We start from the raw sequence: 23,414 nt of genomic DNA, 5'->3' as shown, positions 1-23,414 counted from the left end.
AGGCGTCCGTCGAGATCGATCGTAAGGTTCTGGCCGATCTGGCCGTGAACGAAAAAGCGGCGTTTACCGCGATTGTCGAAAAAGCAAAGGCTAGCCTGGCTTAAGCCCTCGTTACGACAATCACCGTGCCTTCGGGCGCGGCTGGCAACGTCAATGATAGGGGAAGAGCCTCAAAGCTCTTCCCCTATTTTTGTTTCTGGAGTACGTGTTGATGGAAAACCTCGACGCCCTGGTCGCACAAGCACTTGAGGCAATCAAACAGGCAGCTGATGTGGCTGCGCTGGAGAATATCCGCGTTCAGTATCTTGGCAAGAAGGGCGAGCTGACCCAGGTGATGAAGACCCTGGGCAACATTCCGGCCGAGGAGCGTCCCAAGGTTGGCGCGCTGGTCAACCAGGCCAAAGAGCAGGTTCAGAGCGTGCTCAATGGACGCAAGTCCGAGATGGAAAGCGCTGCGATGAATGCCCGTCTGGCTGCCGAGCGTGTGGATGTCACGTTGCCCGGCCGTGGTCAGACTACCGGTGGTTTGCACCCGGTTACCCGCACCATGGAGCGGATTGAACAGATTTTTGCCCACGTCGGTTATACCGTCGCGGAAGGCCCGGAAGTGGAAGACGACTACCACAACTTCGAGGCGCTGAATATTCCGGGTCACCACCCGGCGCGTGCCATGCACGATACCTTCTACTTCAATGCCAACACCCTGCTGCGTACTCACACCTCGCCGGTTCAGGTACGTACCATGGAGAGCCAGCAGCCGCCGATTCGCATCATCTGTCCGGGTCGCGTGTACCGCTGCGACTCCGACCAGACCCACTCGCCGATGTTCCATCAGGTTGAAGGTCTGCTGATTGACGAGGGTGTGAGCTTTGCCGATCTGAAGGGCACCATTGAGCAGTTCCTGCGCGAGTTCTTCGAGGCTGATCTCGAAGTCCGTTTCCGCCCGTCGTTCTTCCCCTTCACCGAACCTTCCGCCGAGGTGGATATTCGCCGCCGCGTAGTCAAGAACGGTGAAGAAAAGGCCGACTGGCTGGAAGTCCTGGGTTGCGGCATGGTGCACCCGGAGGTGCTGCGCATGTCCGGTATCGACCCGGAGAAATACCAGGGGTTTGCTTTCGGGATGGGCGTCGAGCGCCTGACCATGCTGCGTTATGGCGTGGGCGATCTGCGCATTTTCTTCGACAACGATCTGCGTTTCCTTGAGCAGTTCCGTTGAGCGCCGCACCCGCAACCCTTTTGACAGCAGGAATCGATAATGAAATTCAGTGAACAGTGGCTGCGCACCTGGGTAAACCCTGACGTTTCCCGTGACGAACTGGTAGCGCGCCTGTCCATGACCGGACTCGAAGTAGACAGCGTTACCCCGGCAGCCGGCGAGTTCTCCGGCGTTGTGGTGGGCGAGATCCTCAGTGCCGAGCAGCATCCCGATGCCGACAAGCTGCGCGTATGCCGTGTCAGCAATGGCAGCGAAGAGTTCCAGGTGGTGTGCGGCGCACCCAACGCGCGCGCCGGCATCAAGATCCCGTTTGCCATGGTGGGCGCGGTACTGGGCGAAGACTTCAAGATCAAGAAGGCCAAACTGCGCGGTGTCGAATCCTTCGGCATGCTGTGCTCGGCTGCCGAGCTGCAGATTTCAGAAGACCACGACGGCCTCTATGAGCTGCCGCTTGATGCCCCTGTCGGTCAGAGCGTACGCGAGTACCTTGGCCTCGACGACGCTATCATCGAAGTCGATCTGACGCCGAACCGTGGTGATTGCCTGTCTATCGCCGGTCTGGCCCGTGAAGTAGGCGCCAACTATGGCGCCGAGGTTTGCCGTGTCAAGGTTGAGTCGATCGCAGCCGTCCATGACGAGGTGCGCCCGGTTGAGCTGGTCGCTGCTCAAGCCTGCCCGCGTTATGTGGGGCGGGTTATCCGCAACGTTGATCTGTCACGCCCAACGCCACTGTGGATGGTTGAGCGTCTGCGTCGCAGCGATATTCGCAGTATTGATGCAGTGGTCGACATCACCAACTACGTGATGCTTGAGCTGGGACAGCCGATGCATGCCTTCGATCTGGCCGAGATCAAGGGCGGCATTCGCGTGCGCATGGCGGAAGAGGGTGAGAAGCTGGTACTGCTGGACGGCCAGGAAATCAGCCTGCGTGCAGATACCCTGGTGATTGCAGACCACGAACGCCCGCTGGCTATGGCCGGCATCATGGGTGGTGAGCACAGTGGCGTCAGCGAAAACACCCGGGACCTGTTCCTGGAAAGCGCCTTCTTCGACACCATCGCCATCGCCGGCAAGGCGCGTGGCTACAGCCTGCACACCGACTCTTCGCATCGCTTTGAGCGAGGCGTTGACTGGCAACTGCAGCGTGAGGCCATCGAGCGTGCGACGGCCCTGATCCTGGAGATCGTCGGTGGTGAGCCGGGTCCGGTCATCGAGGCGGTCGAGCAGGGCGCATTGCCCTCACTCAAGCAAATCACCTTGCGCAATGACCGCATCACCCAGATGCTCGGCATGCAGATGGGTGAGGCCGACGTGGTCGGTTATCTCTCCGGTCTTGGGCTGGGCGTTACCGCGATTGGTAATGGCCAGTGGCAGATCGATGTACCCAGTCACCGCTTCGATATCAGTATCGAAGTGGATCTGATCGAAGAGCTGGCTCGCCTGTATGGTTACAATCGCCTGCCGGTCAGCGCGCCAACCGCAGCCCTCAGTCTGGCTGGCAAGCCGGAGGCCCGCGGCGAGCTGACCGTGCTGCGTCGCCTGCTGGTCGCCCGTGGCTACCATGAAGCCATTACTTACAGCTTCATCGAGCCGGGCCTGAGCAAGCAGTTCGAGCCGGAGATCGAACCCCTGGCGCTGGCCAACCCGATTTCCAGTGACATGGCAGTCATGCGTCCCTCCCTGTGGCCGGGCCTGTGCAAGGCGGTGCAGTACAACCAGAATCGGCAGCAAGGCCGGGTGCGGCTGTTCGAGAGCGGCCAGCGCTTCATTCCGTGCGCAGATGGTCTGCGTCAGGAAGTCATGCTTTCCGGTATTGTTACTGGCAGCCGTCAACCTGAGGGCTGGGCGAACGGGGCAGAGAAGGTCGACTTCTTCGACGTCAAGGCTGATGTTGAAGCCATCCTGGCGCAGAGTGCCGCCGGCGTCAGCTTCCGCTTCGCACCGGTGGCCCACCCTGCGCTGCATCCTGGCCAGTCTGCCGGGATCCTCAATGGTGAAGAGCAGGTAGGCCTGATCGGTGCGCTGCACCCGCAGCTGGTTGAGGATCTTGACCTCAATGGGCCGGTATTTGTGTTCGAGTTGGCATTGGCGAAGATCTGTCAGGGCGAGCTGCCGCGCTTTAGCGAATTGTCCCGCTTCCCTGAGGTCAGACGGGATATCGCACTGGTTGTGGACCGCGAGGTATTGGCCCAGGATCTGCTCGGTGCCATTCGCCAAGCGGCCGGCGAACATCTCAAAAACCTCAGGTTGTTTGACGTGTATGAGGGCAAAGGTATTGATCCTCATAGAAAAAGCATGGCAATCGGCTTGACGTTACAGGATTCGTCACGCACTCTTACCGATGATGAGGTGAATGCTGTCATGGACAGAGTGCTGCAGTCCTTGGAGCAAGGGTTTAACGCCACGCTAAGGAAATAGGTGAAATGGGGGCTCTGACAAAAGCGGAAATGGCTGAGCGGCTGTACGAAGAGTTAGGGTTCAACAAGCGCGAAGCCAAAGAGTTGGTCGAGTTGTTTTTCGAAGAAATTCGTAACGCACTGGAAGCCAATGAACAGGTCAAGTTGTCCGGATTCGGTAACTTCGATTTGCGCGATAAACGTCAGCGCCCCGGCCGAAATCCGAAAACAGGCGAAGAGATCCCCATTACCGCCAGGCGGGTGGTGACCTTTCGCCCGGGACAAAAACTCAAGGCACGAGTAGAAGCGTATGCTGGAACCCAGCCATAACGACGAGCTGCCGGCGATCCCCGGTAAACGCTACTTCACCATTGGTGAGGTGAGCGAGTTGTGTGCAGTAAAGCCCCATGTTCTGCGCTACTGGGAACAGGAGTTTCCCCAGTTGTCGCCGGTCAAGCGTCGGGGTAACCGTCGCTACTATCAGCGTCAGGATGTGCTCATGATCCGTCAGATTCGTGCTCTGCTGTACGATCAGGGATTCACCATCGGCGGCGCACGCCAGCGCCTGTCCGGTGAAGAAGCCCGCGAAGATCTCACCCAGTACAAGCAACTGATCCGTCAGACCATTGCCGAGCTGGAGGAAGTGCTCAACGTTCTTCGGGTTCGCTGATACTGAAAAAAAACTTTCTCATTTCAGGGAGTTAATGTATTATGCGACCCGCTTCGGCAGACAAACCGAAGCATCGTCGGGGCGTAGCGCAGCCTGGTAGCGCACTTGCATGGGGTGCAAGGGGTCGAGTGTTCGAATCACTCCGTCCCGACCAAAATTTGGTAGAAAATCCAATCACTTAGCGGTGGTTGGATTTTTTTTTGATTGATGGTTTTGTCACGTTTTCAGCAAAGTGGTTTGCTGGTTGCCAATTGGTTGCCAATTGAGATCGGCTAATCCATGATGTCTTTTGGCTGTTTTGCCGCAAACGCGGAATCCATAGTCTCATATTGGTCGTGCAAGATGCGCAACCAGGGAGCTAGTGGCCAATTTTTTGTTGGAGGCTGGAATAATGCTTGGATTGACTTTACGGGAAGAGTTTCGAGGCAAGCGCCTCAAAGGGACAGCAATCGAGCTCTCCAACGACGCAAATACTGGTGCGACGCAAATCGCCGCACAGCAGTTTCTCGAGATCACCTATCCGACCCATGACCTATTAAAGGGCATTGAGGCCGTAGGCCCTAACCAGGGGCGCCCGGTGGTAGTGATCGGAGAGCGCGGTCTGGGTAAGTCCCACCTGATGGCTGCGCTATATCACGCTGTTAACGATCCAATATCGACTGGTGCCTGGCTAAAGGGATGGGCTGCCACGCTAGGTGATGCCAATGTCAGTCAGATTGCTTTGCGCAATGGAATGTTGGTCATTGGCGAGAGCCTTCACCGCCAGCGCTACAAATTTTTGTGGGATTTGCTGTTCGAGCGGCATCCTCGCGGCGAATTCATCAAGGGTAAATGGGAGGGTATGGGGGCTGCCAAGACCGATATCCCATCCGACAAGCTCATCGTTGAGCTCCTTGAGCACACGCCAACGATGCTGCTGCTGGATGAGTTCCAGACCTGGTATGACGGCCTGACCAATACCAAGCAGTACCCATGGAAGAACTGGGCGTTTAACTTTATCCAGATCCTTTCGGAGATTGCCAAGGAGCGCCCAGATCTGTTGGTGCTCGTGATCTCCGTTCGTAATGGTGGAAGCGATGCCTACCAGCAGGTACACCGCGTTAATCCGGTAGCCATTGACTTCAAAGCGGGGGGCAATGCTGAGCGCATCCAGCAGGATCGGCGGCGAATGTTGCTGCACCGTTTGTTCGACAACCGTCTTCAGATAGCTGACGGCACTATTGAGTCACTGGTCGCCCAGCACGTCTCAGAATACTTCCGCCTGCTTGATGTGCCGCCGGCCGAGCAGGAGCGCAAGCGTCGCGAATTCACCGAGTCTTGGCCTTATGCACCGCACCTGCTGCGTCTGCTGGAGGAGCAGGTGCTGATCGCCACTGACGCGCAGGAAACGCGCGACATGATTCGCATCCTGGCCAACCTTTACAAGAGCCGTGGCGAAGCCGTGCCTGTGCTCACCGCCGCCGACTTCCGGCTGGATGACGATGCCTCGGGCATTGGCGCGCTGTTGGACTCGGTGTCCAACGAGCACCATCGGACCCTGCGAGAAAAGGCACAGCACAACATCATCTCTGTAACCGAGGCAGTGTACGACCACGCAAATCTTGCGCCTCACCTGCAAGAGATCGTGGGCGCACTGTGGCTGCGGTCGATTGCCGTTGGCAATCTTGCTGGAGCCGATCCAGCCACGCTGCAGGTTGACATCACGCGTAGCAAGCCGGTGGACGGTAATGCCTTCCAGGTTGAGCTGGCGACGATTGTTGAGAACAGCTTCAACATCCATCAAGACGGCCCACGCCTGGTCTTCCGTGAGGAAGAAAACCCACGGGCCAAATTGATGGCTTGTGCCCGTAACGACAAACTGTTCACCGATGGCTCTGACCAGGCGCAGCTGGCCAAGCAGATTCGCTACGTTATCGGCGGCAGCGACGAGGTCGCAAAAAACTTCCGTGTTATTGCGTTGCCGAGATCCTGGCAGACAGATCCATGGACACCACTTGACGAAGCCGAGCAGCCTGAGCGCTGGGATGACCGTCTGCCCGTCCTGGTACTACCGGAAGAGCCGGAAAAAATCGATCAGGCACTCGGCCGTTGGCTCAAAGATCACCTGCAAAAGCGTCGCAACACCATTCGCTTCCTTCTGCCCAGATCTGGTTCCACCAATGCATTCCTGGATCGAGATCTGCTCATCCTCGCGCGCGCTGAAATGAAGGCGCAGGAGTGGAGCGGACAGAGCCCGGAATACAAAAAGCTGCACAAAGAGTTCGAAGGCACCCTGCGTGAAAACCTTAAGAGGCGCTTTGACCGTTTCGCTGTACTGCACCGCTATGATCACCAGAGCCCACTGCAATCCCTGTTCAGTGTCGAGCATCTGAAAAAGCAAGGCGCACAAATCCCCGAAGGTATCGAGGAAACGTTGACCAACGATCTTTTCGTGCCTGAAGACTTCGAAGACCTCGTGCTCGAGGCCGCCTCGGAAAATGCGCCCCTTGGCAAGCTACTGCGCGAACTGCAGGAACCACGCCCGGCTGGCCAGGACTGCATCCCATGGCTGGGTGAAACCGCCATGAAGGAGCGCATCCTGCGCCTGTGCGCACGCGGCAAGATCGCCATCAATCTGCGTAATCTGGAGCATCTGCAAACCCACGCAGGCGAAGACGAGGAGTCTGCATGGCGGCGCTTGCGGCCCAAACTTTCCTACACCGGGCGTCAGCTGGATGAAGTTTTCCTAATGGAGCCTTCAGCCGTGCCCGCTACCGGCGGGACTACGCCACCCGTGCCACAGCCACCCGCTGCTGGAAGCGGAGGCGACATCTTTGGTGGCGCCGCTCCCGGGGTACAAGAACCGTACCCCGGCACTTCGCCCGATCCAGCCCCAGTACCTGGCGAAATCTTTGGTAGTACAGGCAGTACTACCAAACCGCGCATCCCGCTCTCCAACCCGCCAACCTCGCCGCTCAACCTGATTGGCAAACTTGAAGGATGGGGCATTGGCCCAGCCACGCCCGTGGCAGAGGTCTCGATCAAAGTGTCTGCTGGTCAAAACGCGCAGATTACCGGTGCACAGCTCAAGGAGCTGCTTAAGAAGTTGCCAGACGGAATGACTTTCGAGCTGAGTCTTGAGAAGGAGGACAGCTGATGGCACTCGATGCAGCAATATTGCAGCGCCTAACTCAAGGTACCGCATCGGATGCGTGGCAATTTATTATTGAGCGCACGCTTGATATCGCTTCACGACCTTTGGCCGAAGGCAATGCGCCGAGCGAGGTCGTCAAGCGTGACCGAGAGATCGGCGAGCTCGATCTGTTCCTCGCTTCCAGTGGTTGGGATCTGTGGCAGTGTTTCGGTCAACCCGAGATTAGCGGTGTCGAGCGCACCTCTGATCGTCTAGCTCGTTGGTGGGCCGAGCCGAGCTATGGCAATAGCGCAGCCCGGGCTGTGCTTGTTCTGGATGCCTTGAGCTTGCGCGAGCTGCCCTGGTTGCTGCAGGGCGCCAAAGAGCGCGGCTTTACTCTACAAGGTGTTACAGCTACCGCCTCCGAATTGCCTAGTGAAACCAACCAATTCGCGCGTGCACTGGGCTTGGCAAGTCGCAGTCAATTGCAGGCCAACGGAGGTGGTCTGGCGCACAAGCTGCAACCAGCGCAGACCGAAACTATCGATCTGCCGTGGAAGGATTGCGAAGGGCTGGTGGGCAGCGCCTCTGGTGCGAAGAACTGGGTGTTCTGGCATCACTGGCCGGATGCCAAGCTACATGACTATGGTGCAGGCCATGGGCTGGAGCTGCTGACCAAGGATGCCGCGCAGCAGCTTTCCAGTGACGACTTCTGGGCTTTTGTTGAGCGCCTTGCCATTGGGCGGCGCTTGGTCATCACTTCGGATCACGGCTACGCCGCTACCGGCTATTTCCCCGATGCCGATGGTGAGGTTGCTGCCCATCTTAAACAGACTTTTTCCAGCGGGCGTAGTAAAGCTGGTAATGGTGATGCAGGCCCCTTCGTTCCTCCGGTTGCCTTGCAAATTCAGAGTCCTCACGGCGCTCATTTGTTGGCTATGGGACGAAGAAAATGGCGTAGCCAAGGTGGTTACCCGACTCTGACGCACGGAGGCCTCTCGCTGCTGGAGGTGTTGTCGCCATTTGTTGAGCTGACCAAATAGGCGGGCACGATATGGCGGCAGCAGATTTGCCTGACGAGCTCTTCAACGAAATACAGGGCGCTTTTCGTAAAGCTCCAGTGCTCCTCGTCGGGTCTGGATTCTCTTGCGGCTATGGCCTTCCTGGCATGGGAGCTTTGGCAGAGCACTTGGCAAATACCGTTGACGACGTGCTGACCACAGATGAAGCAAAAAATGCTTGGGCACAGGCAATTGATGCGATCAAGGAAAACCTGGAAGCGGGGCTGAACAGTATTCCGCTGGGGGCTGCAGGTTGGGCCGAAATCGTTTCTGCCATTCGCAGCGAGACGGCCCGGTTGATACTGGGAAAAACTGCCACTGCCGAATCGAGGGTGCTTCAAGAAAAAGCGGATGGAGGGCACGCCCCATCACGCCTTCTGAATCGACTGTTCGATGGTTCGCCGCAAAATGTGGAAGGTATACACGTTATCACGACCAACTACGACACATTGTTGGAGCTGTTTTGTGATCTGGCGGGATTACCCCTTGATACAGGCTTCGCCGGATTTCGTCGGCGTAAACCGCGTCCTCGGCCAATATTCCAGAATCAGTACAACCGAGTTTGGGTTGCTGAAAAGCGTCAGCAGCAATTTGATCACAGGCTTTGCAAAACCGTTCGCCTCTACAAACCCCACGGTTCCATTAGTTGGCTGACCACCGATGAGGGACCGATGGAGGTGCTCAACGATGCCGCCACAATAGGTCGAGCCATTGTTGTGCCCGGCCCGTCGAAGTACCAAGACGCATTGGTCAACACCCTGTTCGACGAAATGCGTACTGCGATGAATGCGGCGCTTGCCGATGCTCAGGCGCTGTTGTGTATCGGATTTGGCTTCAACGACGACCATTTGCAAGGCGTCATCAAGCGGCGCCTGGCTGCAGGTATGCCAGCAATCATTATCACGCGCGATCCGACCCCGAACATTGAACAATTGCTTGATGAGCATCCTCACGTAATCGCCTTCTTTAAGGATGGTGATGGGGCGGTTTGTCGCTGGAACGGGAATGCGCTGCGCTCACCAGAGCCAATCTGGCAGCTTGATGACTTTTTGAAGAAATTTTTGGAGTAAGGCAGGGATGAGCATCTTCAATTTCACCAATGAGCAGTCATTGGGAGAAGTCCGCAGTGTAGAAACCTCGCGGATCACCGTGCGGGTGACGGATGGTCAGCGCCTGCAAAAAGCGCGCGTCGGTCGATTGGTTGCCATCCAGTCGATGGGGGATGAATGGCTCATCGGCATCATCGAACGGGTTTGGCGACATCCGGTGGAACTGCCGACGCTGCCTGAGGCTGATCCACCAGCAGATCTGGCTGCTGTGCCTCAAGAGGAAAACGGTGTTTCGATCAGCTTGGTCGGCACCTATCGCGCTCGGGATGGCCAGCGCAAGGGCACCTTCACGCGTGCCGTTTTCCTCTTACCGGAAATCAACCGTGCGGTATTCCCCATTGAAGAGAAATCGCTCGAAGATTTCATGGGCATCTTGAGCGCGTCGTCCAAGGCGGACGCGGCTGCCCCACTCAAGGTCGGCACCTATACCCTAGACGGCAAGGCCAGCGCCTATATCGATGGCGACAAGCTGTTCCAGCGCCATGCCGCGCTGCTGGGCAGCACGGGCTCGGGTAAATCCTTCACCGTGGCCTCCATCCTTGAGCAGTCCGCGCAACTGCCGCACGCCAATATCGTCGTGCTCGATTTGCATGGTGAGTATTCGAGTATGAAGTTCGCTTCGCACTACCGCATCGCAGGTATTGGCGATATCAAGACCAAGAAGGACGGGGCGATCTTCCTGCCTTTCTGGCTGCTGACCTATGACGAGATGCAGTCAGTATTTGTGGATCGCTCCGGTGACAACGCGCCCAATCAGGCGCTTGCGCTGATGGATTCGGTGATGGTGATGAAGCGCGCTGCTATCGCTGCGCTTGGCAAGCCGGATCTTTTGGAAGGCTTCACCGTCGATACACCAGTACCGTATCGGCTTGCTGATCTTGTCCAATCGTTGGACGACAAGAATGATGAGGCTATTGATACTGGGGAGACGTACGCGAGCGGCCCGCGTAAAGGCCTGCCAAAAACCGAAAAGGGCCCGTTGAATGGCAAGCTCTCGCGCTTCCTCATTCGCTTGAAAACCAAGATGAATGACCGCCGCTACGCATTCATGTATCAAGCGCCGGAGGAGTACGAGACTTACGAAGCGTTGCACGAGCTCGCAAAAAAGCTGCTCGGCACGGGTAACCTCAACGATGGCGTCAATCCAGGCATCAAGATCATCGACTTCTCTGAGGTTCCCTCGGACATCCTGCCGGTGGTGGTGGGCTTGGTCGGGCGTCTGATCTACCAAATCCAATTCTGGAGCAGCCCAGGCGAAGACGGCGATGCGCGCCACCCGATTGTCATCGTCTGCGATGAGGCGCATCTCTACCTGCCAAGCAGTGCTGCCTCCACCGGGCCGTTGGAAAAACGCGCCCTGGAAAACTACGAGCGCATCGCCAAAGAAGGCCGCAAGTATGGCGTGGGCCTGATGGTGGTCAGTCAGCGACCCTCGGACGTTAGCACGACCATTCTCAGCCAGTGCAGCAACATCATCAGCCTGCGCCTAGCGAATAAAACCGATCAGGCCGTGGTCAAGCAGCTCTTACCAGAAAGTCTGGAGGGGCTGATGGAGGTGCTATCGACGTTGGATGTGGGCGAGGCTGTGGTAGTGGGCGATGCCACCCTGCTGCCGACCCGTATCAAGATGTCGAAGCCCAAGCACGAACCACGCAGTGCAACGATCCCCTTCTGGACCCGGTGGGCCACCCCCAAAGCGGAAGTCGATCTGGTTGCCGCCGTAGAAAATATGCGCCGCCAGTCCCGCGTACAAGAAGATTAAGGAAGTTAGAATGGCCACTAAAAAAGAACTACTCGCGCAGGAAGTCGCCAAGGCCGTCGGAGCTGGTAAGGCAGTTGCGCTTGAGACCGTCGACTTCAACGATCCTAATCGCCCCAAGACTTGCCTGGAGGTAGATTTCCCGATCTTGCCGGTCAATCAGGTAGCGATTATTGAGGGCAACGCGGGCAAGCCTATCTACCAGATGTCGAAGTGGTGGGCGCGCCGCCGCTCCAGTGTCTTCCGCTCTATGTTGCTCGCAGCGGCGACCAAGGCTCCGGAAGACAAATCTCACGCAGCCAAGCTGGTATGGGACAACTACTACGCGAACCACCAGAAAAAAGGTGCGTTCAAGGACCTGAAGGTGGCCGACATCTTCATGGGCGGCGGCACCACTCTGGTCGAAGGCTCACGTCTTGGCATGCAGATGGTTGGTAACGACCTGAATCCGGTCGCCTGGTTCGTGGTTAAGCAGGAGCTGGCCAACGTCGATTTGGAGGAAGTAAAACGCCTGCTGGCCGACATTGAGGCTGAGGTCAAGCCGCAGATCATGCCGTACTACTACTGCGACGGACCAGAAGGTGAAAAAGGTACGTGGACGCACCTACCAACCCAAAAGGTAATGCCAGCTGGTTTCGACCCACTGACTATTCCGCGTAACGAGCGCAAGGACTACCGATACGAAGGCCCGGAGATCATCTACACCTTTTGGGCCAAGCACGGCCCTTGTCAGGTGACCGGCTGCGGCCACCGAACGCCAATCATGACCAGCCCTGTGACGGCGGTGAAGGCCCTCACCGTCAAGCACTGGGAGCACGCTTGCGGCAAATGTGGGGGACAGTTCCATATTGAAGCTGACTCAGCACGAATGGCTGCTGATGTACCGCTGTTCGTGGCGCCGACGGAGCAGCCCTATGCGGTGTTTGATCCTGTATCGGGTGTCACCTGTCCGCACTGCGGAGACACCGCAGCAGCCAATATCCACCCCAAAGACGGATTGGCCATCGCGGGTGCTCGCGGTCAGATCAAGCTGGGTAAGGGCAAAAACAAAAAGGTCGAATTGAGCCTGCTTATCCATCCGCAATGGCTGGCAGGTTCGCCTAAGCAGGATTCGGAAGGCCAGCCCTATGGCGGCTCGGCGCAGGATGATGTGGCGACGACCACGCGCTGGGATACTGAGCGTGCCTCGAAGATTCGCTTGCTGGAAGTGCGCGGTGTACTTCCAGATGTGGTGACTTGTCCGGAAACCAAGGTCACCTTTGCGCCGGAAATCGGCACAGTGCCGAAAAAATCGCACTACGCCTGCGCAGCATGCGGCACTGTGCAGGATGTACTCACCACGATTAAGGCTACCGGCAAGACCGGTCCTATGGCGGGTTACGCGGTGCAGGGATACGCCCCCAAACGTGATGCTGCCGGTAAACCCTATAGCGGTCGCTTTTTTGCCGCTTACGATTCTGCATACGCCATCCAATACGATGCGGCACTTTTGGAGTGGGAGGCGCGCAAGGATGCCGATCTCAAGGACTACTGGCCTCGTTCGGAACTTCCCTATGGATTTATGACCCACCATCTGCAGGGTGGCGTGCCGAACCATGGTTTTACGCATTGGTGGACGATGTTCAACCCCCGCCAGCTACTGGTACACGCACAGCTACTCAAGGCCATTGTGGAAGTTGGCGACTACGACTGGACGGTACGTGAGTATGTGCTCGGTAGTTTCCAGCAGTACCTTCGTAATCAGAGCTTGTTTGGCTTCTGGAACCCGCAGCGGGATACACCCGAGCCCATGTTCTCGAACAACAACTACCACCCAAAATCTACTGTTATCGAGAACTGTGTTTTCCCGGTGCTAGGTCGTGGGAACTGGGCATCCAGTTCCGAGGGCATTCTCGAAGGTCGCGACTGGGCAATTGATCCATGGGAAGCGGTGAGCATCGAAGCACTGGGGCGCCGCGACCCCGCATTGGCAGGGCAGTTGATCGGCAAGAGCGAGAAGGTTTTCCCCGGCGATCCAGTGTTGGATGTGGCCTTACACCAAGGCTCTTCCACGGATCTGGCTCAGCTTGAAAGCGGTAGCCTTGACCTGGTAATCACCGATCCTCCTTTCGGTGGCTTGCTGCATTACTCGGAGCTTGCTGACTTTTTCTACGTTTGGCTGCGTCTTGTTCTTAAGAATAAGTACCCACAGATTTTCGGCGCAGAGTACACACCTAAATCGCTGGAGGCTGTGGCCAACCGCGCACGCGAGCCGGAAGATCCGGATGGTTTCTACCAGCGCCTGCTCACTCAATGCTGGCGTGAAGCGCATCGACTCTTAAAGCCCAGCGGCATCCTTGCCTTCACCTTCCACCACAGTGAGGATGAACCATGGGTGGCAGTGTTGGAGTCGTTGTTCGATGCTGGCTATTACCTCGAAGCGACGTACCCGATCCGCTCCGATGAAACTAAGGGTGATGGTGAGTTTGGCTCCAAGACCATTGAGTACGACATCATCCACGTCTGCCGTAAGCGCACGGAAGAACCCAAGCCTGTGAGCTGGGGCCGCATGCGTCGCGAGGTGATGGTCGATGTTCGCCAACTGCAGGCGATGCTGGAAAACCATGCGAAGGAGGGCTTGCCCGCCGCAGATATTCAGGTGATTCGTCGCGGCAAGGCGCTGGAATACTTCTCCCGCCACTACGGCAAAGTCTATGTCGATAATGACCGCACCATCTCTGTTAGGGATGCGCTCGTCGGTATCAACCAGCTAATCGACGAGGATGCCGACAAAGGCAAGGAGCCGCCTCCGGTAAATGCCGAACCAATGACGCGTCAGTTCCTGCGAACGTTTGGGACATCGAACCAGCTTGAGCGGAATGAGCTGCAGAAGTTTTTGAGGGGCTCGATCACAACCCCTGACGAGTTTGAAGCACGAGGATGGTGCTTCCTTGATAAGAAAATCTACCACCGTACGAATCCGCTCGATTTCGCCCGCGATTGGTCGGGCAAACATCGTCGCCGCCTGACCTCCGATCTGGATCAGGCGTTGGTGCTTATCGGTGCCTGTGTCGACGGCAGTGGCATCAATGCCTCAGACACGCTTAAGAACGACAACTTCAATCCGCACGTTGCTCTCAAGCCGCTGCTGGAGTGGTTGCAAAAAAATGGTCCGGATCAAACCACTCGAAATGCTGCCTCGCGCGCGGTGTCGATCTTCACAACCTGGCAAGCCAGCCAGGCACCCAAGCCGCAGCAAGGATCGCTGTTTAATGACGATGGGGAGTATGCGTAATGAGGCAGGTGCTCTACACGGTGTGGCAACGGCGCGGTACCAGCTGGCTATGGGATGAGGAAGCACGCAACACAATTTGTGCGGCCGGCGAGGTGTGGAGTCTACGTCAGTTCTTGCTTGCCGCCGTTCCGAATGGGAGTGGGTGGCCCGAGGAGCTACCTAGCAATCAAGGTAGAACTCTGGTGGTTGCTGGCCTCGAGGGTAGTCTTGACTTGCTGGCGCCTGACCAGGGGGAAGTGTGGTTGGGGGATACGATAAAGCGCGCGATTCTCTCGTTTCAGGACGAATGGGGAGGCGATGGCGCGTTGATCTTCTGGATGCCGCAGGGAGATAAACGCCTCAGTGTGCAAGCTACTACCGATGCAGTGTCGTGGTTGTGCGAAGCGCCGCACCGTGGAAAGCAGCTCGACTTTGGCCGATTACTCTGGGGCGAGGCCAACGAGTATCCGCAGGAAATCCTGCTGCGAGAGGGCGCGAAACCTGCAGGCCTTTTCCATTTGCGAATAACTTGAGGTCGGCACGTGGAAGCAGAGGCTCAGTTTCAACCCGGCGAACGGATCACTCACCACGAATTTGGCCCAGGTGTCGTTTTGGACCCGGCTCGCGATGGCTACCTACGTGCCTTCTTCGGCGTGGGCGAGCGTCGTGTGCCAATTGGTGCCGTGCGCCGCCAGCTTTCCCGAACCGAGCGCATCCTGGGTGCGGTTGATAGCAGTACTGAGCGCGCCCGAAAAGCCTGGCTCTCCTATGAGGCCCATGCTTTGCCTGTTATGGAGAGCGCATCGGCACTGACCTCGGCCAGGATCGACCTGTTGCCACATCAGGTGGTGCTCACGCACCGCATTGCCACGGCATCTCCCAGGCGCTATCTGATTGCCGATGAGGTTGGCTTGGGCAAGACCATCGAAACTGCGCTTATCTTGCGAGAGCTGGCTAGCCGAGGCGAGTTGAATCGCGCTCTGATGGTTGTACCCGCAGGGCTGGTGAACAACTGGCACCGTGAGCTGAACGAAGTTTTCAACCTTGATTTCGAGGTATTCGGCTCCGAGGGTGACATCACCGACCGCAAGACGAATGCTTTTGCCAAACACGATCGGCTGATAGCCAGCATCGACACCCTCAAACGCCCGGCGCGTATCAAACGCCTGCTTGATGCTCCTCGTTGGGATCTTGTGGTGTTCGACGAAGCGCACCATCTGACGGCACACCGCATTGGGGGCAAGGTCAGGAAAACCGAGAACTACAAGCTGGCTGAGGCCTTGAAGGATCATTCACGTGATCTGATGCTGCTGTCGGCCACTCCCCACCAAGGCAATCATTTCCAGTTCTGGATGTTGGCTCAGCTCCTTAACCCCACGCTCTTCGGCAGCCCCGAAGAGATGTTGGAGAATCGCCACCGCCTCAATACCGTGATGTTTCGCCGTACCAAGGCTGATGCCTGCCAGCCTGATGGATCGCCGTTGTTCGCACGGCGCTGGGTGCATACTGAATCGTTCCTGATGAATCAGGAAGAGCGGCTGTTTTACGAGAAGCTGCGCGAATACCTGGAGGATGGCTTCGATCTGGCCCGCCGCCAGGGCGGCCAGGGGCGCGCCCTCGGCTTCTTGATGGCAATCTTTCAGAAGATTGCAGCATCCAGCTTTGCGGCCGTGCGTCGCACGCTCAAGCGCCGACTCCTTATGCTGACCCTGCACGAAGCGCTGCTGCGAGACAAGGAGCTTGATATTGAAGGACGTGAGCGCCTGACAGAGGAAGCACGAGCATTAATTCATGCGGAGTTTGGCCTGCCGCACGACAGCATCGGGCGCAGTGAAGTGGATCGCGTGCTCGCCGACCTCAAATACCGTTTGGTCAAGAAGTTAGATGAGGAAGCCCTGGAAATGGCTTCCGACCCTTACGGCAGCGAATATTCTGCAACGCACGCAGAGGACGCTGCGTCTGCTGTCGTGGAGCTGCATTTGCCCGAGGAGCGTCTGCGCATCGGCGATTTGCTCAAGGTCTTCCCGCAGCAGCGGGAAACCAAAGTGCAGAAGTTGCTGGATGGCTTGGGCTATCTTTGGCGACAGAATGCCAGCGAGAAGATCGTCATCTTTGCCACTTACCTCGGCACGGTCGATCTGATTGCCCGCGAGATTGAGCAGGCCTATCCCGGCCAGGGCGTGGTGGTGCTACGCGGCGGCGACCACGGGGCCAAGTTGGCGGCAGAGCGGAAGTTCCGCCTAAAAGATGGGCCGCGTGTTCTTGTGTGTACGGCGGCAGGCCGCGAAGGCTTGAATTTGCAGTTCGCCCGAATCCTATTCAATTTCGATTTGCCTTGGAATCCCATGGATGTGGAACAACGAATTGGGCGCATCCACCGTTATGGACAAAATCACACGGCACAGGTCTACAACCTGGTTCTGTCCGACACTATCGAAGGACGAATTTTCCTGATGCTCGACGAGAAGCTGACGGAAATTGCCAAGACAGTCGGTAAGGTCGACGACCAAGGCAAGGTTGCCGAAGACCTGCGCGCGCAGATTCTTGGCCAGCTATCCGAACGTCTCAATTACGACCGTCTTTACCAGGAAGCGTTGTCCGATCCTGAATTGAAACGCACACAAGTGGAACTGGAAGCGGCGTTGTCGAACTCACGCGAGGCGCGGCAGGTAGTGTTTGATCTGTTCCAAGACCTCGACGGCTTCAGTCTTGATGACTACAAGCCGTTCTCCGACGTGTCGTCTAGCCTGGATCGGCTGGTGCGTTTCCTGTCGGCCGCAGTAGCGGATCGTCAGCAGCGCTTGGTCAAGATGGACGACGAAACATACGACCTTGTGACGGTTGATGGCACACGTCGGGCACGATTTACCTTGAACCGCGATACGGCAACCAGCAGCGATAACGTGGAACTGATGGGCCTGGATCATCCGCTGATACAGGAAGAGCTTGGACGCTGGCGCAGCGTTGCACCTGAAGATATTGGCATTGCGGTTTCAGGGGATGTGGACGCGCCGGTTCTGCTTTCTCTCTGGATGGTCGAGGCGTCCATAGGCAATGGTGAACGCCGTGTCGTAATTCAGCCCATTGCCGTCAAGCAGGACGGCACAAGGGTTCCGGCGGTCGAGCGGCTGGCGGAGCAATACCTGCAGGCACCAATAACCCTACCGATGTTCGAGCCAGAACAGCGGCAGGAACTATTCGCGCAGGTGGTTGAGCCGACACTGCAGCGGGAGCTGAAGCACAAGGGCGCAGCGAATGGGGATGGCAGCTATTCGGCAGAGCTGATTGGATACGTTGAGATCGTGAACTAGGGGGCGTGATGTTGGACGAATACTCCATCGAGCAGCGCGCAACGCAGATTTTCGATGCACGCAGCAAGGAATATTTTTCCGAGGTACTGAGCTGCTATTCCGCAGGCAACCATCGGTCAGCGGTCGTGATGCTCTGGTCGGTTGTGGTCTGTGACCTGCTGTTCAAGCTCCAGCATTTGGTTGATCTCTACGGGGATGCCAAAGCCAAGAGCATTCTGGCCGAGATTGGACAGATACAGCAGGATAACGAGCGGTCGCCCGTCTGGGAAACGAAGCTGGTGGAATCGGTGGCCGAGCAGACCCAGTTACTGGACATTGCTGAGCGTGAGAATTTGCTCCACCTGCAACGGCAGCGCCATCTTGCAGCACATCCGGTGGTCAACGCGAATTTCCAGTTGCATCGGCCAAACCGTGATACTGCACGTGCTCTGATCCGCAACGCACTTGATGGTCTGCTTACGAAGGCTCCGATCTTGTCGAAGCAGATTGTCGGTGATCTGGTCGAAGACCTCGAACAGGCATCGGGCATCCTGATCGATGACAAGAAGCTAAAGGCGTACTTGGATAGCAAGTATTTCTCGCGCTTCAATCCGGAGGTCGAAAAAGCCGTATTCAAAGCTCTCTGGAAATTCGTATTCCGGCTGACGGACGAAAAATGCGAAAAGAACCGCGCTATCAACTACAGCGCATTGAACCTGCTCTATAGCCGCAACCCCGGCCAGTTTCGTGCGCAGATCGAAGCCGACAGGGATTACTTCAGCACGATAGCAACTGGCGGCACAGCGCTGGTTTTCCTGATCCACTTTTTATCCCGTTCCGGCCCGATCTACGGGCTTTTGGCAGATCACGCTAAAACCGCGATTCAGCATGCCGTAGACAACGATGTATCGTCCCGATGCTTGGCGTGGTTCACCGCAGCGTCATTGCCGGAACACGCCGAATCCTTGCGTGAATGGCTTATTAGCGATGCCTACACAGAGATCGGGCGCGAAACCTGGGATGCTTTGCGGCATATATCGGACTCACCTGAATGGGAGAAAACCGTAGTACGTCTTGCGAGCGCGTACTACGTGGCCAGCATAAGCTACGACGGTGCTGACCAGCGCTTCAATGAGGCGATCCGACCTCTGTTGCCGAAATTTGATCTGGACGATTGCATCGAGCTGATTCGAGGCATTGAGCAAAACGGTCAGACTTGGGAGCGACGCGGAGCTTACAGAGACCACCGGGAGCTTCGTGCCCGCGCGCTGGAGATAAACCCTGCGACTGATTTGACCGGGTACCAAGTATTCAATCGTCACCTCGGCTGAGGTCGTATCACAAGAAAAAACGGGACAGGAACAAAAGACAAACATGGCTCGCATCGAAAACCACAAGTACAGCATCGAGGAAGCTTTCCGGGAATGCTTCTATATCGTCCCTGACTACCAGCGCGAGTACGTCTGGACGGACAAGGAGGTACATCAGCTGCTTGAGGATATCGGCGAACAGATCGATGCCGGGACGACGCGGGAATACTTCATCGGCACCGTGCTAGTGTCGCCCACCGAGCATAAGAACCATTACGAGGTGATCGACGGTCAGCAGCGCCTGACCACGTTCTTCCTGCTGTTGTGCGCGCTCAAGCATCTGTTCCACGGAGAGCCGCAACGACAAATGATTGCCGGGCTGATCTCGACCAGCTACGTGGACAGCGATGGCGAGGTGCGCACCAACCTGAAGCTGGAGCCGCGTTACGAGAGCGCAGGCGAAGTGATGGCCAAGCTGGTGGAGCTAGACGCCGAACCTATGGCCGTGCGCGCAGGCATCCAGGCTGCGGGCATCGCCAGCTTCGGCTCGCTGGAGAATCTGATCAACGCCTACAGCACGCTGTACCGCTATCTGAAGGACAACTACGACGACGTCGCCAAGCTGAAGAAGTATTGGGGCTATCTGGCCAACAACGTCGTTTTCATCCAGATCTCCACCGACGTCAGTAGCGCGCTGAAGATTTTCGAGACGATCAACGAGCGCGGCGTGGGCCTGAACCCGATGGATTTGCTCAAGAACCTGCTGTTCACGCAGGTCAAGCAAACGCAGTTCACCCAGCTCAAGGACGAATGGAAAAAGATCACCAAGCCGCTGGAGAAGGGGAAGGAAAAGCCGCTGCGCTTCCTGCGCTACTTCTTAATGGCCAACTACGCGATCAAGAACGAGCGCGGCGATGCGGTGGTTCGTGAGGACGAGATCTACGACTGGTTCATCGCCAAGGACAACGCGGCGCTATGCGACTACCAAGGCAAGCCCTTCGAGTTCGTCCGCAAGGTGATCCGTAACGTCGAACACTACCTGGCCTTTGCCAACGGGCTGGGCAACGACGGCAAGCCCAGTCTGGCGATGGACAGTCTGAAGCGCCTGACCGGTGGCGCGTTCAGCTTGCACTATGTCTTGCTACTGGCGGCGGCCAACTTCCCCAAGGCGTTGTTCGACCACTTCGTAGCGCAGCTCGAGAGCTTCCTCTTTTACTACATCTTCACCAAGACCCCGACCAAGGATCTGGAGCGCAGTTTCTCCCAATGGGCCGATGAGCTGCGCGCGATTGCGGAGACGACTGATGCGGTGAAGCAGAAGGTTCAGCTCAACGCATTCGTCGCCGATCGTTTTGAGAAGAACATGGCGGGCAAGTCACAGGAATTGGCCGATGCCCTAAAACGCTTCACCTTGTATTCGATGCAGCAGTATCGGACACGTTATCTGCTGGCCCGGCTGACGCAGCACGTTGAGATGGCGTTCAGCGGATTGAAGGTGCCAGGTAGTCTGGAACCGTTCACCAATCTGGAAATCGAGCACATTCTGCCCAACAAGCCAGAGGCCGATCTGCATGCCAAGTGGGCCACCGAGAATCCTGGGATGGTCTATGACGACTACAAGAATCGGCTGGGCAACCTGACATTGCTGGAGAAGCCTATCAACATCGTCGCGGGCAATGACTTTTACAAGGAGAAACAGGTTGAATACAGCAAGAGCGGCAACTATCTGACCAGAAGCCTAGTTGCGCTGACCATCGTTGGGCAAAATACATCCATTTCCCGGATCAACGCAAAACTTTCGGCTTTTCCTGCGTGGAACGCTGATGCAATTGAGAGGCGTCATTTGTTGCTCATCGCGTTGGCAACAGACGTATGGAAAACCAGGGACATCAACGTCTGATGAAGAATTTCTTGCTAGTTGAAAGAGAGCGTTAGCTGGATCTCTCCGATCAACCCCTGTTGGTAGTGTATGCTTTGCAAACGGAAAATCAGTTCAATACAACTCTGCATGAGTCAGTTAGATTTGGAGTGCTCATGAAAGTGTTACGTTTGGGTGCTGTCATCCAGGTCACGGGGCTTGCGAGATCAACGATCTACAAACTAATTTCCACCGGTGATTTTCCACCACCCGTACCGATCACACGCCGCAGTGTGGGTTGGATCGAGAGTGAAGTTAGCGCATGGATTCGCACAAGGGTCGCTTTGAGAGATGCTACTTCGACTACCTGCGCAGTTTGCGGACGTAAGGGAAATGGCAACTGACCGCTCGCCGCTGAGTCTGATCCTATTAGACGCTTGGTTGTTCAAAGCGGTGCCTAGAGTTGATCGGTTTGCTGATCGCCCGCAGAAGTTAGTTTATCTCCGGAATTGACAGCTGCAGAAAAATGCTGGCCCAGCTTGTTGAGTTGATCATCTTCTGGCTGATTTGTCAGAGTGTGTTATCGCGGTACGGGTATTATGCTTTATGTGTAGTACTTCACCCGAAGGGTTAGTGCAGAGCTACTCGATATTCTCAAGATACGTATAAGAGAGCAAAGTAAAAAAAGAAATACAGAGCAATGGTTATGACCTTCACCTAGTAACGGAGTCATAGCCATGTCTAATCTTCTACCAGAACCTCGATACCCTCGTCGTCACCCATCCAATAGCAATCTCCATCTGTATCAGGATGCCCGCTATGATGGATTACCTCTGATGGTGGATAAAGGGCCTTTCATTCGCGAGTATCTAGACGCCCTTTACAGGACTATCGAGCTTGCACTGGCTGAGTATCCAAGGGTGCTAGCTTTCAGAGTGGACCTGAGGCTACCTCAAGGAGTCAGGCTACCTGATCGAGCGTACACAAACGAAGTCATCAGCAATTTCTTCGAATCCTTCAGCAGAAAAATTCAGTATCACCAGGAGAAGGTACGCCAGCGTGATGGATATGCTCGTGGTTGCAAAGTGCGTTACGTCTGGTCAAGGGAGATAGGGGAGAAAGGTGTACCTCACTATCACGTGCTGATACTCCTGAACAGAGATGCTTATTACACGCTGGGCAAGTTAAATTCCGAACGTGAGAACATGATTAGCCGCATTGAGGCTTCTTGGGCGGGAGCACTGGGATTAGACCTTTCCCAGGCCTCAGGATTGGTGCATATCCCGAAGAACTCAACGTACAGAATAGACAGGTCGCTCCGGCGTGAGGAGCGTGATGTCCTGCCGGATTTGTTTCATCGTGCCAGCTACCTCTGCAAGGTTGCGACTAAGTCATATGGCGATCGTCAGCGAGGGTTTGGCTGCAGTCGGGGTTAGAGCTCCGAGGCAGGCCTTACGCTATCCCGGTACTGATTCTGTAAATCGCGTTTTCTGACGGGCCAGATCTCGCAGGACCAATCACATCTTTGAGCATCTGGTGGCTTTCATCATCCGGGTAGAGCAGGGTGAGGATCAGGGCTTTCATCTGCATGTCGCGTTCCTCTTCAATGGTTCACACGTCAGACGTCATTTTCGCATTGCTGAGCTAATCGGTGAGCTGTGGGGAGAGATCACTCATGGTGGCGGGCATTGGCACGACAGTGGTGCGGAATGGATGAAACAGGGTGGCAAGGATGAGGGCAGAGGCACTGGCATGTTCCAGCGTAGCGACGTGAATGGACGCCATGCTGTAGCGAGCCTGATGACCTACCTGGTCAAGGACAAGGGACAGCACCTGCGGATCAGACCGGCAGGTGTCAGGGCCTACAGGACGGGATGTATCCGCTAGTTGCCAGCCCGTACCGTCCATAGTTGATCAAATCTGGTGGTGAATGCAGGGCTCAGTAGCTGGCGTTGCATTTGCCATTCTGACTTGGTGGGAACACGTCCAGGGCGGATAGTCCCTTTGCCCCAGCGTTGATTGATCTGATCCATCGTCTGCATCAACTGGTCGGTACCTGCTGGCTGAGTTGGTGCGAAGAGGTCAGGGGTGTATTCATTGCGTTGGCACAGATCCATGAGCATGACGGATGCCTTGGCGTAGGCTGGGCCTGCCTTGTAGATCTGATCCAGGCCGGCGATGGCTGATTGAACCAGCAGGCGAGTGTCATCTGTTGGGTAGGGCAGATGGCACGTCACGCTGCGTGAGATGCGCTCTTCATTGGTATTAAACAGACCTGTACGAATACCCACTTGCAGCAAGCTACAGAGTGACTGCTGCTGACGTAGTTTCTCGGCAGCTCGGGTCGCGTAGGTCGCTACTGCCTCTCTCAGCTCACCCA

General features: G+C 56.5%; 17 protein-coding genes, 1 tRNA gene and 1 pseudogene. 18 read left to right on the top strand and 1 reads right to left on the bottom strand.

Features of this window, described 5'->3' with window-relative positions; translation table 11 throughout:
• From rplT to ACN0V1_RS20605, 18 genes and pseudogenes are all read left to right on the top strand, one after another.
• Positions 1–104 (top strand): annotated as a pseudogene (gene rplT, locus ACN0V1_RS20690) (50S ribosomal protein L20); the annotation flags it as partial.
• A gap of 107 nt (positions 105–211) precedes the next feature.
• Positions 212–1,216: a phenylalanine--tRNA ligase subunit alpha gene (gene pheS, locus ACN0V1_RS20685; RefSeq protein WP_228246485.1), complete on the top strand. Its 1,005-nt coding sequence runs from the start codon at positions 212–214 to the stop codon at positions 1,214–1,216.
• Positions 1,217–1,255: 39 nt separating this feature from the next.
• Positions 1,256–3,634, top strand: a complete 2,379-nt coding sequence (pheT, locus tag ACN0V1_RS20680; protein ID WP_285676614.1) for a phenylalanine--tRNA ligase subunit beta — start codon at positions 1,256–1,258, stop codon at positions 3,632–3,634.
• Positions 3,635–3,639: 5 nt separating this feature from the next.
• Positions 3,640–3,942, top strand: a complete 303-nt coding sequence (gene ihfA / locus ACN0V1_RS20675) for an integration host factor subunit alpha (RefSeq protein ID WP_088275071.1) — start codon at positions 3,640–3,642, stop codon at positions 3,940–3,942.
• Positions 3,923–4,282 carry a MerR family transcriptional regulator gene (locus tag ACN0V1_RS20670; RefSeq protein WP_083727851.1) on the top strand — a complete coding sequence of 120 codons (360 nt, stop codon included), beginning with the start codon at positions 3,923–3,925 and terminating at the stop codon, positions 4,280–4,282. The genes ihfA and ACN0V1_RS20670 overlap by 20 nt, the downstream gene beginning before the upstream one ends.
• Positions 4,283–4,359: 77 nt before the next feature.
• A tRNA-Pro gene (locus ACN0V1_RS20665) sits at positions 4,360–4,436 on the top strand.
• A gap of 237 nt (positions 4,437–4,673) precedes the next feature.
• Complete coding sequence (locus ACN0V1_RS20660) at positions 4,674–7,418, top strand: DUF499 domain-containing protein (protein WP_417546762.1); 2,745 nt, start codon at positions 4,674–4,676, stop codon at positions 7,416–7,418.
• Positions 7,418–8,437, top strand: coding sequence for a hypothetical protein (locus tag ACN0V1_RS20655; RefSeq protein ID WP_417546761.1), 1,020 nt, complete (start codon positions 7,418–7,420; stop codon positions 8,435–8,437). The genes ACN0V1_RS20660 and ACN0V1_RS20655 overlap by 1 nt, the downstream gene beginning before the upstream one ends.
• Before the next feature lie 11 nt (positions 8,438–8,448).
• Positions 8,449–9,525, top strand: a complete 1,077-nt coding sequence (locus ACN0V1_RS20650; protein WP_417546760.1) for an SIR2 family protein — start codon at positions 8,449–8,451, stop codon at positions 9,523–9,525.
• 7 nt (positions 9,526–9,532) lie between these two features.
• The gene (locus ACN0V1_RS20645) at positions 9,533–11,326 is read left to right on the top strand and encodes an ATP-binding protein (RefSeq protein ID WP_417546759.1); all 1,794 of its coding nucleotides are present in this window, start codon (positions 9,533–9,535) and stop codon (positions 11,324–11,326) included.
• Between the two features lie 10 nt (positions 11,327–11,336).
• Positions 11,337–14,597: a DUF1156 domain-containing protein gene (locus ACN0V1_RS20640; RefSeq protein ID WP_417546758.1), complete on the top strand. Its 3,261-nt coding sequence runs from the start codon at positions 11,337–11,339 to the stop codon at positions 14,595–14,597.
• Complete coding sequence (locus tag ACN0V1_RS20635) at positions 14,597–15,109, top strand: hypothetical protein (RefSeq protein ID WP_417546757.1); 513 nt, start codon at positions 14,597–14,599, stop codon at positions 15,107–15,109. The genes ACN0V1_RS20640 and ACN0V1_RS20635 overlap by 1 nt, the downstream gene beginning before the upstream one ends.
• A gap of 9 nt (positions 15,110–15,118) precedes the next feature.
• A complete protein-coding gene (locus tag ACN0V1_RS20630) occupies positions 15,119–17,887 on the top strand; it encodes a DEAD/DEAH box helicase (protein ID WP_417546756.1) in 2,769 nt (922 codons plus the stop codon).
• 8 nt (positions 17,888–17,895) lie between these two features.
• Positions 17,896–19,197: a hypothetical protein gene (locus ACN0V1_RS20625; RefSeq protein WP_417546755.1), complete on the top strand. Its 1,302-nt coding sequence runs from the start codon at positions 17,896–17,898 to the stop codon at positions 19,195–19,197.
• Positions 19,198–19,240: 43 nt separating this feature from the next.
• The gene (locus tag ACN0V1_RS20620) at positions 19,241–21,076 is read left to right on the top strand and encodes a DUF262 domain-containing protein (RefSeq protein ID WP_417546754.1); all 1,836 of its coding nucleotides are present in this window, start codon (positions 19,241–19,243) and stop codon (positions 21,074–21,076) included.
• A gap of 134 nt (positions 21,077–21,210) precedes the next feature.
• Positions 21,211–21,438 carry an AlpA family transcriptional regulator gene (locus ACN0V1_RS20615; protein ID WP_417546753.1) on the top strand — a complete coding sequence of 76 codons (228 nt, stop codon included), beginning with the start codon at positions 21,211–21,213 and terminating at the stop codon, positions 21,436–21,438.
• A gap of 333 nt (positions 21,439–21,771) precedes the next feature.
• Positions 21,772–22,470 (top strand): inovirus Gp2 family protein, encoded by a 699-nt coding sequence (locus tag ACN0V1_RS20610; protein WP_417546752.1) that lies wholly within the window; start codon positions 21,772–21,774, stop codon positions 22,468–22,470.
• 100 nt (positions 22,471–22,570) lie between these two features.
• The gene (locus ACN0V1_RS20605) at positions 22,571–22,921 is read left to right on the top strand and encodes a hypothetical protein (protein WP_417546751.1); all 351 of its coding nucleotides are present in this window, start codon (positions 22,571–22,573) and stop codon (positions 22,919–22,921) included.
• Here the strand turns inward: ACN0V1_RS20605 and ACN0V1_RS20600 are convergent.
• Positions 22,918–23,414, bottom strand: a 497-nt coding sequence (locus tag ACN0V1_RS20600; RefSeq protein ID WP_417546750.1) for a DUF4113 domain-containing protein, incomplete at its 5' end; no start/stop codon positions are given. The two genes, ACN0V1_RS20605 and ACN0V1_RS20600, sit on opposite strands and share 4 nt — an antisense overlap.

Origin of the sequence: Marinobacter sp., assembly GCF_048266785.1 — a bacterium.
Lineage (GTDB): Bacteria > Pseudomonadota > Gammaproteobacteria > Pseudomonadales > Oleiphilaceae > Marinobacter.
The sequence above is the reverse complement of the archived record's forward strand: the minus strand, read 5'-3'. Positions and strand labels throughout refer to the sequence as shown.

Bases quoted from the DNA above. Each gene is read 5' to 3' on its own strand.
- pheS (WP_228246485.1), top strand. From the start codon at position 212: ATGGAAAACCTCGACGCCCTGGTCGCACAAGCACTTGAGGCAATCAAA.
- pheT (WP_285676614.1), top strand. From the start codon at position 1,256: ATGAAATTCAGTGAACAGTGGCTGCGCACCTGGGTAAACCCTGACGTT.
- ihfA (WP_088275071.1), top strand. From the start codon at position 3,640: ATGGGGGCTCTGACAAAAGCGGAAATGGCTGAGCGGCTGTACGAAGAG.
- ACN0V1_RS20670 (WP_083727851.1), top strand. From the start codon at position 3,923: ATGCTGGAACCCAGCCATAACGACGAGCTGCCGGCGATCCCCGGTAAA.
- ACN0V1_RS20660 (WP_417546762.1), top strand. From the start codon at position 4,674: ATGCTTGGATTGACTTTACGGGAAGAGTTTCGAGGCAAGCGCCTCAAA.
- ACN0V1_RS20655 (WP_417546761.1), top strand. From the start codon at position 7,418: ATGGCACTCGATGCAGCAATATTGCAGCGCCTAACTCAAGGTACCGCA.
- ACN0V1_RS20650 (WP_417546760.1), top strand. From the start codon at position 8,449: ATGGCGGCAGCAGATTTGCCTGACGAGCTCTTCAACGAAATACAGGGC.
- ACN0V1_RS20645 (WP_417546759.1), top strand. From the start codon at position 9,533: ATGAGCATCTTCAATTTCACCAATGAGCAGTCATTGGGAGAAGTCCGC.
- ACN0V1_RS20640 (WP_417546758.1), top strand. From the start codon at position 11,337: ATGGCCACTAAAAAAGAACTACTCGCGCAGGAAGTCGCCAAGGCCGTC.
- ACN0V1_RS20635 (WP_417546757.1), top strand. From the start codon at position 14,597: ATGAGGCAGGTGCTCTACACGGTGTGGCAACGGCGCGGTACCAGCTGG.
- ACN0V1_RS20625 (WP_417546755.1), top strand. From the start codon at position 17,896: ATGTTGGACGAATACTCCATCGAGCAGCGCGCAACGCAGATTTTCGAT.
- ACN0V1_RS20620 (WP_417546754.1), top strand. From the start codon at position 19,241: ATGGCTCGCATCGAAAACCACAAGTACAGCATCGAGGAAGCTTTCCGG.
- ACN0V1_RS20615 (WP_417546753.1), top strand. From the start codon at position 21,211: ATGAAAGTGTTACGTTTGGGTGCTGTCATCCAGGTCACGGGGCTTGCG.
- ACN0V1_RS20610 (WP_417546752.1), top strand. From the start codon at position 21,772: ATGTCTAATCTTCTACCAGAACCTCGATACCCTCGTCGTCACCCATCC.